9 protein-coding genes are annotated in these 13725 nt (G+C 70.2%); 7 read left to right on the top strand and 2 right to left on the bottom strand.

The window, feature by feature from the left end; translation table 11 throughout:
- Window positions 1-115 precede the first annotated feature (115 nt).
- From WME97_RS12500 to WME97_RS12490, 3 genes are all read left to right on the top strand, one after another.
- Window positions 116-1036, top strand: coding sequence for an SIMPL domain-containing protein (locus tag WME97_RS12500; protein WP_437552130.1), 921 nt, complete (start codon window positions 116-118; stop codon window positions 1034-1036).
- A gap of 149 nt (window positions 1037-1185) precedes the next feature.
- A complete protein-coding gene (locus WME97_RS12495; protein ID WP_437552129.1) occupies window positions 1186-1878 on the top strand; it encodes a hypothetical protein in 693 nt (230 codons plus the stop codon).
- A gap of 73 nt (window positions 1879-1951) precedes the next feature.
- Window positions 1952-2833, top strand: a complete 882-nt coding sequence (locus WME97_RS12490; protein ID WP_437552128.1) for a tRNA1(Val) (adenine(37)-N6)-methyltransferase — start codon at window positions 1952-1954, stop codon at window positions 2831-2833.
- 118 nt (window positions 2834-2951) lie between these two features.
- On the opposite strand, the gene WME97_RS12485 is transcribed toward WME97_RS12490, so the two are convergent.
- The gene (locus tag WME97_RS12485; RefSeq protein ID WP_437552127.1) at window positions 2952-3641 is read right to left on the bottom strand and encodes a hypothetical protein; all 690 of its coding nucleotides are present in this window, start codon (window positions 3639-3641) and stop codon (window positions 2952-2954) included.
- 269 nt (window positions 3642-3910) lie between these two features.
- Between WME97_RS12485 and WME97_RS12480 the strand changes: the two genes are divergently transcribed.
- From WME97_RS12480 to WME97_RS12470, 3 genes are all read left to right on the top strand, one after another.
- Window positions 3911-4318, top strand: coding sequence for a nucleotide triphosphate diphosphatase NUDT15 (locus WME97_RS12480; protein WP_437552126.1), 408 nt, complete (start codon window positions 3911-3913; stop codon window positions 4316-4318).
- A 311-nt stretch (window positions 4319-4629) separates the two neighbouring features.
- The gene (locus tag WME97_RS12475) at window positions 4630-5100 is read left to right on the top strand and encodes a hypothetical protein (RefSeq protein ID WP_437552125.1); all 471 of its coding nucleotides are present in this window, start codon (window positions 4630-4632) and stop codon (window positions 5098-5100) included.
- A gap of 283 nt (window positions 5101-5383) precedes the next feature.
- Window positions 5384-10849 (top strand): AAA family ATPase, encoded by a 5466-nt coding sequence (locus tag WME97_RS12470; RefSeq protein ID WP_437552124.1) that lies wholly within the window; start codon window positions 5384-5386, stop codon window positions 10847-10849.
- Here WME97_RS12470 and WME97_RS12465 read toward each other — a convergent pair.
- Window positions 10818-11189 carry a response regulator gene (locus WME97_RS12465; protein WP_437552123.1) on the bottom strand — a complete coding sequence of 124 codons (372 nt, stop codon included), beginning with the start codon at window positions 11187-11189 and terminating at the stop codon, window positions 10818-10820. The two genes, WME97_RS12470 and WME97_RS12465, sit on opposite strands and share 32 nt — an antisense overlap.
- 1003 nt (window positions 11190-12192) lie before the next feature.
- Between WME97_RS12465 and WME97_RS12460 the strand changes: the two genes are divergently transcribed.
- Entirely contained in the window at window positions 12193-13686 is a 1494-nt protein-coding gene (locus WME97_RS12460; RefSeq protein WP_437552122.1) for a protein kinase domain-containing protein, read from the top strand.
- The last annotated feature ends 39 nt before the right edge of the window (window positions 13687-13725 follow it).

The raw sequence follows: 13725 nt of genomic DNA, 5'->3' as shown, positions 1-13725 counted from the left end.
GCGCCGCCGGAGCGGCTCGGCGAGCGGCCCGTCGGTCTGCTCGCGGCGGCGAGCGCGCGGGCGTCGAAGCGCGCGCCCCCTGTAAGCCGACCTGGGCGGCGCGCGTTGCACGGGCATGAAGAACCAGCGCTCCCTGTCCCGCGCGTACCTCGCCGGGCTCATGCTTTCCGTCACACCGCTGCTCGCCGCGTGCGCGGCGCAGGCGACGCCGGCCGTGGCCGCCGCCCCGGAGGTCAACACCATCACGGTCGTCGGCCGCGGCGACGTCAGCGCGAGGCCTGACATCGCCCGGGCCCAGATGGGCATCGAGGTGATGGCGCCGACGGTGCACGAGGCGACGAAGCTCGCCGCGGCGCGCATGACCGAGATCCTCGCCGCGCTCAAGAACGCCGGCCTGGCCGAGAAGGACATCCAGACCAGCAACTACTCGATCCAGCTCGTGCGGCAGCCCGACGTGCCGCCCTGGATGGCCATGGGCTACGCGCAGCCCGCCCCCGTCGCGCCGGCGCCGGCGGCCCCGGCCGCGGCGCCCGCGGCTCCCGCGGGGCGCGGACCGAAGGCGCCTCAGCCGCCCGCGCCGAAGCCGCCGCCTGCCGACCTGGCGCCGGCAGCGCCGCCTCCGCCGTCGCACGTCTATCAGGTGAGCAACACCGTGATGGTCGTCATCCGCAACCTCGATCAGGTCGGGGCGGTGCTCGACGCCGCCGTGGCCGCCGGCGCGAACAACGTCTGGGGCGTCTCGTTCGGCCTCGACGAGACCGACCCGCTCGAGGCGCGCGCGCGGGAGAAGGCGATCGCGGACGCGCGGGCTCGCGCCGAGGCGCTCGCCAGGCTCCAGGGCGTCTCGCTCGGCCGCGTCGTCTCGATCAGCGAGGTCGTCGAGCACGGCCCCATCTACGCCCCCCGCGCCGCGCTCGCCTCCGGCGGGTACTCCGCGGACATGGGGACGCCCGTGTCGTCCGGCGAGGTCCCCTTCGGCACGCAGGTGAAGGTCGTCTACGCGCTGGAGAGCGCGCCGGCGAGCCCGCGCAAGTGACGCCGCCGCGCGCGTGGAGGGGCCGCGGGCGCGCCTCCGCGGGCGGCGGCCGCCAGATTCCAGCTAGATCGACCGCGCGTCGCCCCAGCGGGTAAAGTCCCAGCATCCAGCACGGCCCCCGACCCGATCGGCCCCTGCACAGCGCCACCATGATCGCCCCGTCCCGCCCTCCCCTTCGCCGTGCCCCTGTCCTCGCGGCGCGCCCGCGCTATTCCGCCGCGCTCGTCCGCTCGTTCGCGGCGGCAGCGATCGTCACGTCGACCACGGGCTGCCTCGTGCTCGAGCCGCCGACGTACGAGCATCCCGAGCAGACCGCGCCGGTGCTCTCTGCGGTCTTCCCTCCTCCCCACCTTCCCATCCACATCATCCCGGGGCGAGAAGGTATCCTGAATTTAAGCTTGACCGTTCTGTCCGAGGACAACGGCGACCCCGTGCAGACTGCCCAGTACATCGATTATGGGAGGCGCAGCCGCTTCGGGAGGCCGTACCGGAGAGGAGAGGTGTCCCCGGGGTCGATCGCGGCCGGGACCATCGAAGGCGGACAGCGCGCCTTCACGATCGAATTGGACTTCGACAGCTTCACGCTCCCGACAGACGGGGTGACGCCGGAGAAGGAGTGCCACACGCTCACCCTGACTGCGTCGCACGCCTTCACCGGGTGCCGTTGCCCGGCGGACCCGGAGGACATGAGCTCGCTCACATGGCAGCTCATCCACTGCGACCCGAATGACCCGGCCTGCCCCGCGTCGTGCCCTGCGATGGATTGCAAGGCCACCCCCTGCCTCTTTTGCGATGATCCCTCGCTTGATGACGGTTGCGTGACCCCGCCCCCGGACGACTGACGCCGCGAGGCCGCCGCGCTCCAGCGGCATTGCGCGCGCCCCCGACGCCGCAGGGGCGTGGTACACGGGGTCGATGATCGCTCCTCCTGATGTCCAGCCCTCTCTCGCGCCGAGCGGCGGGGTCGTGCGCCCTGCGCGTCGGCCGCCCGGGTGGGTCGCCCCTGGGCCGCGGCCGGTGACGCCGGATCGCCCGGAGGTCTGGCCCGGCCCCGGCGAGGACCTCTGCTATCTCTCGGGCGATTTCCGGATCCTGCAGCGGCTCGACGGGCACCGCTGGTCGGCCGACGACCTCGTGACCGCCTGGTTCGCGGCCGAGCGGGTCGCGGACGCGCCCCCGCGCCGCACGGTCGACCTCGGCTGCGGCATCGGCACGGTGCTCCTCTTCACCGCATGGCGCTTCCCGGACGCGCGCTGCGTGGGCGTGGAGGCGCAGGAGGTGAGCGCCTCGATGGCGCGGCGCTCGGTCGCGTGGAACGGCGTCGACGCGCGCGGCGAGGTCCGGTGGGGGGACCTGCGCGATCCGGCGGTGCTCGACGGGCTGGCGCCGGCGGAGCTCGTGACGGGGACGCCGCCGTACCTGCCTGTCGGCACCGGCATCGAGTCCTATCGGGTCCAGTGCGGGCCGTGCCGCTTCGAGCACCGCGGCGGCGTGGAGGACTACTGCCTCGCGGCCGCGCGGCTGCTCGCCCCCGGCGCGCCGTTCGTGGCCTGCGCCGGAGCGCGGCAGCGGCCTCGCGTCGAGGCGGCGGCGGCGGCGGCCGGGCTCGCGCTCGAGGTGTGGCGCGACGTCGTGCCCAAGGAGGGCAAGGCGGCCTTGTTCTCGGTCTATGCCCTGCGCCGCGCCGAGGCCGTGGCGTCGTGCCATGTCGAGCCGCCGCTCGTGTTGCGGGGCGGGAACGGGCGCTTCACCGAGGAGCTCGACGCGCTCCGCCGGACGATGGGAATACCGGTATAGCCCGGGCTCCTGCGCGGGTGTGTCGGCGGGGGCTCACCGCCTTGTCGCGGAGCGCACGACTCTGCACCCCGCGACAGGACAGCCCTCGTTCCAGCGGCTCTGCCTCGTTCGCCGGCCGTCAGCTCGGCTGTGACACGAGCGGAAGGGTCATCGTCTGCGCGCGGACCAGCGGCCGTCCGTCGCGCGACAGGAGCGCATCCTTCGCTGGCTGGCCCTGTGCCGCGCGCGGTCGCGCCGGGCGCGCAGGCTTGTCTCCAGGCTCGGGCGCAGGCGCAGGCTCGGCGGACACGCACTCGACCGGGGCCTCCCATGCGTGTCGGGTCCCGCCGGCCTCGTTGGCCTGGAAGAACACGGCGCGGAGCGCCCTCCCCTCGACGTCCGTCTCCACGGCCATCATCCAGAACCACGGGCCATCCGGCTCGGTTTCCTGCCCCATGAACGAGAAGGCCATCTGTCGCGACTCCGAGCGGCGACCGTGCTCGCTGCGCGCGGCCTCGAGGTGCCGCTGCGAGGGTTTGTCGGCCGGACCGCGGTACACGCGCACGGCGACGCCCTCGATGTGCGGCATGAAGTACAGCCCGTCTCGATGGACGGACAGCCAGGGATGTTTTCCGCTCTCTGCCAGCTTGCAGAGGGAATGACCGAACCGCTCGTGCGCCTTGCAGCCGATGCCCCAGCTGGTATCGCCCTCCTCGCGGTTCGCCTCGCTGAACGCCTTGTTGCGGACATCGACCGCCGTCTGCGCCAGGAGGACGAGCCGGCTCTGCTGGAGGACGGGGTTCAACTCCCAGGGCAAGGACGCATCCATCGTGTCTGGCACGGTACGCGTGTTCACTGAAAAGTCAATCGGTACCGGCGCTTGCACATGCGCGAGGTGGCTCCGTGCGGCGCGGCTGGCGCAGCGGGGGCGGCGGGTCGACCGGACGCCTTCCGAGCGGCGCCGCTGCGCGCCGTGCCAGAGCGCGCCGTGCCAGAGCGCGCCGTGCCAGAGCGCGCCGTGCTAGAGCGCGCTCCACGCACGGCGGCGTCGCGTGCGGGGAGGTGTCCTTGGGAGAGGCGATCGTCGGAGGGAACGCCGTGGAGCGACCGCTGGTCGGCGTGGGCGTCATGCTGGTGCGCGACGGGCGCGTGCTGCTCGCGCGGCGGCGCGGCAGCCACGGCGACGGCAGCTACTCGTGGTGCGGCGGCCACCTCGAGCTCGGCGAGTCGTTCGAGGACTGCGCCGTCCGCGAGGTGCGCGAGGAGAGCGGCCTTGTCGTCAGGAAGCTCTCCTTCCTGTGCCTCAGCAACATCCTCGCCTACGGCAAGCACTACGTGGACATCCAGCTCCTCGCGGAGGAGTTCGACGGCGAGCCCGAGGAGCGCGAGCCCCACAAGATCGCCGGCTGGGGCTGGTACCCGCTCGACGCGCTGCCCAGCCCGCTGTTCCGCCCGGTGGAGCTGGCCATCGCGAGCTACCGCAGCGGCCGCCGCTACAACCCCTGATCCCGGCCGCCGCGCGCCGCCACCCCCGACGCCTGCACCGTCCTGGGGAGGCGCGGAGACTGCGCGGTCTTGATCTCCATCGCTCCTCCGTGCTCAGCGATCGTCGAAGCGCCGGAGCCCTGCTTCGCTCCGCTTAGCGCGTGCGGTTCGGCCTCTACTTTGTCGGCTCCTCCCATCTCCACGACCCACTGTTCCCCCGGCGCCGTGAGCCAATTGACTCGCTTAATTCCTGCCTCGCCGCCTCTGCCCTTAGGCACGACAGGGTGCTCTCCACCTCTCCGCGTCGGACATCAACGAGAGGTGTTCCCCTCATGGCGCACCTGGCGTGGCTGTCCAGCGGAGGAGCGCAGAACGGGCTGAAGCAGCTCCTCGAGGAGGCGGTGCCGATGCGCGCGAACCTCCTCGGCGACGCGGAGGCCCTGGCCCGCCGCGGCCCGGTCGACGCCGAGACGGTCGCGGACATCCGGACGGGGAACGGTCACACGGACACGGCCAACGACCTCGCGGCGCTCTCGGCGCTGTTCAGCGGCAGCTGGCCCGCGATCGCGGGGAAGAGCGCCGCGACCGAGGCGGAGGTGAGGCGCGCCGGCGAGTTCGGGCCTGAGCTCCTCGCCGCCCTCGGCGTGAGGGAGCACGGCGCCGCCCCGGGCCCGAGCGAGGCCGCGGACAGGCGGGCGCGCGCGTTCACCCTGCTCGTGGACGCGTACGACCAGACGGCAAGCGTGGCCGGACCCGCCTTGCCTGGTTGGCTGCATTTCCTTTTTTGGAACGCAGACTCATGACGCCTGCGACGTGAGGCACAAGATCCACACTCATGTCGACAGCGCATCGAATCACGGTCCGTCACGTCTTCACAGGGTCCTGCCGGCACGAGGCGCTGAGCCCGGCTGGTATGGATTCGAGCCCGCGTGATGCGCTCAATCACGTTCTCCGTCCGGCTCGGCGGCCCGGCCGACGATGCCCGAGCCCCGTGGAGCACCGCGCACGCGGCCTCATCGCCCTCGCCGAGCGTGTCGCGCATCAGGAACCCTCTCCATGCCCCTCGCCTCCCCGTACACGATCACCATGCCTCTCTCCCTCGATGGCAGAGCCGTCGTCTATCGTGCGGTCAGGAGCGCCGATCGCTGCCCGGTCATCCTCAAGGTGCTCGATCCGCGGCGCAGCCGCCCGAAGGACCGCGAGCGGCTGAAGCACGAGTATGAGCTCGGACAGCTGCTCGACGCACGGGCCGTCATCAAGCCGCTCGCCCTCGAGACGTACCAGGGCATGCCGGCCCTCATCCTGGAGGACTTCGGCGGCCAGTCCCTCGATCATCTGCTCGGGACGCCCATGGGGATCGAGCGCTTCCTCCCCCTCGCGATCCGCATCGCGGCGGCGGTCGCGGACGTTCACCAGCAGGACATCATCCACAAGGACCTGAAACCCGGCAACATCCTCGTCAACCCCGCCTCCGGCGAGGTCAGGATCGCCGACTTCGGGTTCGCCTCCCGCCTCCCCCGCGAGCAGCAGCGCGCGCAGCCCCCCAGGCTCATCGAGGGCTCCTTGCCCTATCTATCGCCGGAGCAGACAGGTCGGACGAGCCGGGCCATCGACAACCGCACCGATCTCTACTCGCTCGGCGTGACGTTCAATCAAATGCTCACCGGCAGGCTCCCCTTCGAGGCGCGCGACCCGGTCGAATGGGTCCATTGCCACGTGGCCCGCGTTCCCACGTCGCCGTCGGAGCTCGTCCCCGAGGTGCCCGAGACGATCTCGCGCATCACCCTGAAGCTCCTCTCCAAGATGCCCGAGGATCGCTACCAGAGCGCTCGCGGACTCCAGCGCGACCTGGAGAGGTGCCTCGCAGAGTGGAGCGCGAGCGGGCGGGTGGAGCCGTTTGCGCTGGGCGAGCGAGACACGACAGGCCGGCTCCAGATCCCGCAGAAGCTCTATGGCAGAGAGGCGGAGGTCGCCACATTGCTGCAGGCCTTCGGCCGCGTGGTCGCCACGGGGACGCCGGAGCTCCTGCTCATCTCCGGATACTCCGGGATCGGCAAGAGCGCGCTCGTCCATGAGCTGCATAAGCCGATCATTCGGGAGCGGGCCTTCTTTCTCTCGGGCAAGTTCGATCAATACAAGCGCGACATCCCCTACGCCACGCTCGTCCAGGCCTTCCAGGAGCTCGCGATCGAGCTCCTCGCCGAGAGCGAGGAGCGGATCGCGGCGTGGAGACGGCAGCTGCTCGACGTCCTCGGGGTCAACGCCCAGCTCATCGTCGAGGTGATCCCGCAGGTCGAGCTGATCATCGGACGGCAACCGCCGGTCCCCGAGCTGCCGCCGACCGAGGCGCAGAACCGCTTCCGCATGGTGCTCCGGCACTTCATCGGGGTGTTCGCCCAGAAGGAGCACCCCCTCGCGCTCTTTCTCGACGATCTCCAGTGGGTCGACGCGGCCAGCCTCGGGCTGCTCAAGGACCTCTTGGCCCACCCTGAGATGCGCTATCTCCTCGTCATCGGCGCCTACCGCGACAACGAGGTGCCCCCCACCCACCCGCTCCTGGTGACGTCGGACGAGGTGCGGAGAGACGGCGCGCGCGTCTCGAACATCGTGCTCGGCCCGATACCGCACGAGCACCTCGCCGCGTTCGTCGGCGAGGCGCTTCGCTGCCGCCTCGAAGACGGCGCGCCGCTCTCCGATCTCGCCTACGAGAAGACGGCCGGCAACCCCTTCTTCGCCATTCAGTTCCTCCTCTCGCTCCACGAAGAGCGCCTGATCGAGTTCGACGAGCGCACCGAAGCCTTTCGGTGGGACGTCGCGAAGATCCGCGAAAAGGGCTACACCGACAACGTGGTCGACCTGATGGTCGGCAAGCTCAGGCGGCTGCCCGCGAAGACCCAGGAAGCGCTGAAGCAGCTCGCCTGTCTGGGAAATACCGCCGAGGTCGCCCTCCTGGCGATGGTTCGCGGCAGCGTGGAGCACGACGTGCACGCGGACCTCTGGGAGGCCGCCCGCGCGGGCCTCGTCATCCGCGTGGACAGCACATACAAGTTCCTCCACGACCGCATCCAGGAAGCGGCCTATTCGCTCATCCCGGCGGAGCTGCGCGCCGAGATGCATCTTCAGCTCGGCCGGCTCCTCCTGTCTCGGTTGCCAGAGCAGGGGATCGCAGAGCGGGTCTTCGATGTCGCAAACCAGCTCAATCACGGCGCCCACCTCCTCACCGACCCGCGCGAGAAGGAGGCGCTCTGCCGGCTCAACTTCCTGGCGGGGACCAAGGCAAAAGCCTCGGTGGCCTACGCGTCGGCTCGCAGCTACCTGGCCCAGGCGACATCCCTCCTGCCACCGGACGCCTGGCGCGCACGGTACGAGGATGCGTTCACGCTCCACCTGGAGCTCGCCGAATGCGAGTACCTCGTCGGCCGCTTCCAGCAGGCCGACGAGCTGTTCGACCTGATTCTCCAGAACGCCCGCTCCAAGCCCGACCGATCCAGGGCGTACCGATCGCGCCTGCGGCTCTACCAGATCGCCGGACGGCACCGCGACGCCGTGGCGGTCATGATCCAGGCCCTGCAGCTCTACGGGGTGATGCTCCCGGAGTCCGACGAGGAGATCCAGATGGCCGCGAAGGCCGAGATCCGGCAGGTCTCGATCAACCTGCAGGGGCGTCCCATCGCCGACCTCGTCGATGCGCCTGTAGCCACCGACGAGAGCGTGCGCGCGCTCATCGGCCTGATCGCCGAATCGTTCCCCATCGTATACACCTCGCGACCGGCGCTCTGGGTCCTGCTCACCGCCAAGGGGGTGAGCGTCTCCCTGCAGCGCGGGCACGCCGAAGAGTCCTCTTTCATCTATAGTAATTACGGCATGGTGCTGATCTCGTTCTACCGCGACATCCCGCGCGCGCTTCAGTTCTCCGAGATGGCGCTCAGGCTGAATGAAAAATTCAAGAGTGCCACGGCAAAGCTGAAAGGGAAGCTGCTCTTCCAGAATGCAAGCTTCATCAGAGTCTGGTGCAGGCGCTTCGCAGCGAGCCTCCCGCTCATGGAGCAGGCCTTTCTCGCTTGCCTCGACATCGGAGATCTCGTCTTTGCCGGCTACTTGACCTACAACATGACATGGCTCGTCCTGGAGAGCGGAGAGCCGCTCGCTCATGTCATCGACGTCGCGCGGAAGCAGATCGCGTTCGCCCGGCAGACCCACAATGACGTGGTGTACCATGTCCTCCGGCTCGAAGAGCAGTTTGCAGCGAGCCTGAAGGGAGCGACGCAGGCGCCCACGAGCTTCAGCGACGGCACCTTCGACGAGGAGAGCTGTATCGCGGCCCTCAAGAAGGCGGGCTTCGGCCTTGGTATTACATACTACCACGTCATGAAGCAGATCGCGACATTTACCCATGAACGCTATGCCGAAGCGCTTGAGTCCGCGACCAGCGCCACGTCGATGCTGCACCAGGTGGCATCGATGGCGATCGAGGCGATGCATCACTTCTACCACGCGCTCACGCTGACGGCGCTCTATGCGCAGGCCCCTGCCGAGCAGCAGCGGCAGTTCGCGCAGACGCTCGAGAAGCAATTGCAGAAGCTGGAGCTCTGGGCCGACAACTGCCCCGACAACTTCCGGACCCGCTACGCCCTGGTATCAGCCGAGGTCGCCCGCACCGAGGGGCGGGACCTCGACGCCATGCGCTTCTATGAAGAGGCCGTCCACTCGGCGCGCGACAGCGGCTTCGTCCACGTCGAAGCGCTTGCCTTCGAGCTCGCATCTCGGTTTTACCGGGCGCGAGGGTTCGTGCGCTTCGCCGACACCTACTTGCGCGAGGCCCGCTCCTGCTATGTCCGCTGGGGCGCCGATGGCAAAGTACAGAGCCTCGACCGATGCTACCCCGAGCTCGTCGAGCGACCATCGGTCGCGCTCACCGCCACGTTCGTGGCCGCGCCCGAGCAGCTCGACCTGTTCTCGGTGGTCAAAGCCTTGCAGAGCATCTCGTCCGAGATCCTCTTGCCGAAGCTCAGCGAGACGCTGCTGCAGATCGTGCTCCAGCAGGCGGGCGGGCAGAGAGGGGCGCTGATCCTGGTCCGCGACGGCGAGCTCGCCGTCTACGCCGAGGCCACGACCGACGGGACGGAGATCCGCGTCGCGCGCCACAAGGGCGTCCCGGCCTCGGCGGCGGCGTTCCCGATGTCGATCCTCCACTACGTCGCGCGGACGCGTGAGCCCGTCATCCTGGACGAGGCCGCCGCGGCGACGCGGTTCGCTTCGGACGAGCACCTCACCCGGAGACGGCCGCACTCGCTGCTGTGCCTCCCCATCGTACGGCAGGCGCGCCTGAGCGGCCTTGTCTACCTGGAGAACAACGTCGCGACGGGGGCGTTCACGGCCGGCACGATCCGGGTGCTCGAGCTGCTCGGCGCCCAGACGGCCATCTCGCTCGACAATGCCATGCTCTACGCCGACCTCGAGCGGAGCCAGCTGGAGATCAAAGCGGTGCTCGACAACATGGTCGACAGCGTCTTCGTCGTCGACCGGAACGGGCGCGTCACCCTGGCCAACCATGCGGCGGCGCGCCTCGCCGGGCTCGCGAGCCCGGACGAGGCGCGCGGGCCCATCGCGGAGCTGGTGCGGCGGCTCCGCTTCGACCGCCCGAACGGGACGCCCTACGAAGCGGAGCAAACGCCGCTCATGCGCGCGCTCGGCGGCGAGACGGTGGCCCTGGATGAGGGGACGATCTCGCTCCCCGGCGCGGAGCGGACCCGCTACGTGCACACGAGCGCGTCGCCCATGCGCGATGCGGGGGGGCAGGTGGTGGGCGCGGTGGCGGTCGTGCGGGACGTCACCGAGCTCGTGGAGCTCGACCGGCTCAAGGACCAGTTTCTCCGCGTGGCCGCGCACGAGCTCAAGACGCCCGTGACGGTGATCATGGGCTACGCCGAGATGCTCTTGCGCACGGCGACGGAGCTGCCGCCGGGTCAGCGCCGGATCCTGGACGGGCTGCTGCGGGGCGCCGACCGGATCGAGCGGATCGTGGCCGATCTGCTGTTCCTCTCGCAAGTCCAGCTCGGCCGGCTGGATCTGGTGCTCGAGCGCGTGGATCTCGGGGAGTTGGCCGAACGCATGGCGGCGCGCCTGGAGCAGGGGGCGCGGTCGCGCCGCATCCGGATCACGTGCGCCGAGCCCGTGGTGCTCCAAGGGGACCGCGAGCTCTTGGAGCGGGTCGTGGCGCACCTGCTCGACAACGCCCTGCGGTACTCACCGGACGGCGGCGAGGTGGAGCTGGACGTGCGGATGGCGGACGCGCTCGACGCCCTGGTGTCCGTGCGCGATCAGGGGGTGGGGATCCCCGTGGAGAAGCGGGCGCGGATCTTCGAGCGCTTCCATCGCGCCCACACCGATACGCCCCACGATTACGGAGGGATGGGGACGGGGCTGTACCTGTCGCGCGCGATCGTGGTGCGCCACGGAGGAGAGCTGTGGTTCGAGAGTGAGGAAGGCCGTGGCAGCACGTTTCACGTCCGCCTGCCCCTCACGTGCGAAGGTGCGACCGTACCATCCTGACCAGCTGGTCGCAGTGAAAGGGCTTCGCGATCCACCCTGCGGCGCCGATCTCCTGGGCTCGAAGGGCGGCGTGCTCGGCCGCGGTCAGGACCATGATGGGCACCGACCGGCCGTATCGGATCTGGAACTCCCGCGCGAACGTCCGGCCGTCCATGACCGGCATCTTCATGTCGAGCAGGATGAGGTCGGGCATGTGTTCACCTATCCTCTCCAGAGCCTCTTGTCCGTGCCGCGCTGTCTGCACATGAAATCCCTCCACCGAGAGCGTCATTGCCACGAGCTCGCGCAGGTCGTCGTCATCTTCCGCAACGAGAATATTCATCGTCACCTCGATCTCCATGGCCCCCAGAGTGACCGATAGGGCTCAGGCCACCTTTCCGTTCACTCAGCGCGGGAGCCCGATGACTCCGTCGAGCTCTCTTCAATATCGATCCGCTAGCCGTTGGCCATCAACACTCATTTTCTATACTGTACTTCACTGTACTGCACAGCCGTTCCTCGCTCCTGGCGCGCCGGCACAGACGGACTCGACCGAGAGCATCCTCATGGCCATTCGAGTATAGCCATTCCGATTCACGTCGGCCTTCACAAAACCCCTCATCGCCGGACGGTTACTCCCTCGGCAACCGCCTTTCCGCGGACAGGCAGGTCCGACGGCGGGCATGCGGCCTGGCTCTGCCTGCAAGCCCACGACCGAGGTGATCGTGACGACCCTGCCGCCGTGTTGGCTCGCCCGTCGCCATGCTCGGCGGGGAAAAGGCGAAGCTCGCCATGGATTGACGAGAGGGATAGCTGCTGGACGGCTGAAACAATCGAGGCCGGCGACACGCGTCAAGGCCATCGCTTCTTCGGCGTGCCCCGAGCAGCGTGAGCCAGCCGCCCGCCCGGCCCCCCGCGCGGCGCTTCCGCGCGCCGGGGACGGGCTCCCAAGGCCCCGCGCACGCGAAGGCGCACCAGCGGTTCTTCGATCTGCTCCGCGGGCAGGGTTACGAGATCGACCGGCTCCTCCGCGCCTGCGCGCATCGCGTACGGCGGTATCGAGCGCCTCTGCTCTCCCGAGCCGCGGCTCTCGGCCACCCGCCGGGGAGATCGAGCACAAGGCCGTCGCCCGTACCTCCCAGGGATCGGCGTCCTCTGAGCGCGCGACGGCCTGGCCGGCCGGCGAGCGCGGCGCAAAGCCACGCTCGCCGCGCAGCGTGGCATCCTGCCACAGCAGCGACATCCCGCCTGACCGTGACGCGCCCGCGAGGCGCCGTCAGACCGCCGCGTGCACCGCGCTTCGCAGCTGGAGCGCGTGTCGCTCTCCGTTGATAGGCATGCGCAGGGCACGTATCATGCGCACCATGGCAGACGCGGCGGACGGCTCGCCCAGCTTCAGCTCTGGAAGCGCGAACGGCGGCGATCCCCCCGCGCCGCTCGCGCCCGACGCCGCGGATACGCTGCAGGGCGTCGACACCGTGGTGCGCGACCGTCCCCCCACGCGGGCGGAGCCGCCGGCCGAGCGGAACGGCGACGGCTCGACGCTGAGCGACGAGGACCTCTGGCAGGCCGCGGCGCGCTCGAGCCTGCACGAGGGAGGCAGCTCGGTTCAGGTGCCGCCCGAGGGCACGTTGCTCGGAGGGGTCTACCGCGTCGTCGGTCGCCTCGGAGAGGGGGCGATGGGCGTCATCCTCCTGGCGCGCGACGAGCAGCTCCAGCGGGACGTCGCCATCAAGCTGCTCCGGCCGGAGCAGCTCGACAACGCGCAGATGCAGGCCCGCCTGCTGGCGGAGGCGCGGGCGATGGCGCGCGTCCACCACCCGAACGTCGTCGAGATCTATGCGTTCGGCGAGTACGAGAACGCGCCGTATTTCGTCATGCAGTACGTGCCGGGGGTCACGCTCGACACCCATGTCCACAGCAAGGGGGGCCGGCTCGGCCTCGACGAGGCGCTGAGCGTCCTCGACCAGGTCTGCCTCGGCGTCTCGGCGATCCACGCCTCGGGCATCGCTCACCGCGACGTGAAGCCGAGCAACATCCTCGTCGGCCAGGCCCTCCGCGTGGTGGTGGCCGATCTCGGGCTCGCGAAGCGGATCCCCCGCGGCGATCGGATCGAGCTCGCCTTCTCCGGCACCCCGGCGTACCTGGCGCCGGAGGTGGCGCTGGGCCGGCAGCTCGATCCCGCGCTGCTGCCGCGCATCGACGTCTACGCCCTCGGGGTGGTCGCGTACTACCTGCTCGCCGGCCGCCTGCCGTTCCAGAGCACGAGCACGGTGGATCTGGTCATGCAGCACGCGTATCAGCCCCCGATCCCGCCGAGCGAGATCTGCCCTGATCTGCCGCCGTCGTTCGACGCGCCGGTGCTCGCGGCGCTGGCCAAGGAGCCCGACGAGCGCACGGCGAGCGCGGAGGCGCTGCGTGAGGCGCTGCTCGACGCGCGCGGCGCCCTGCCGGCGTACGCGCGCACGACGCGCGTCCTGGTCGCCGACGACAGCCCGTCGTTCCGCAGCTTCCTCGCCAGCGTCCTCGCGGAGGCGCTGCCCGGCGCGGCCATCGAGACCGCGCCCGACGGCGCCGCGGCGCTCTCGGCCATCGAGGCGAACCGCCCGTCGCTCGGCGTGTTCGACCTCGACATGCCCGGGCTGGACGGCATCGCGCTCACGGCGGCGGTGCGCAAGCTCCCACAAGGGGATTTCCCGATCATCGTGGCGACAGGGACCGGGGGCGCGGCCGACTGGCAGTGCCTGTCGCGCCTCGGCGCGTCGGCGTTCCTCGTCAAGCCGTTCGACGCGGGGCAGCTCATCACCCTGGCGCGCGCGCTCGTGGGCGTCGCCGAAGAGCAGAAGCGCCGGCCATGAGGGGCGGGGCGAAGACCCTGACCTCCGCCGCGGCGGGGG

This window comes from Sorangium sp. So ce367, from assembly GCF_051520455.1.
Classification (GTDB): domain Bacteria; phylum Myxococcota_A; class Polyangia; order Polyangiales; family Polyangiaceae; genus Sorangium; species Sorangium cellulosum_B.
Note: the sequence above shows the minus strand (reverse complement) of the source record. Positions and strands in the feature narration are given on the sequence as shown.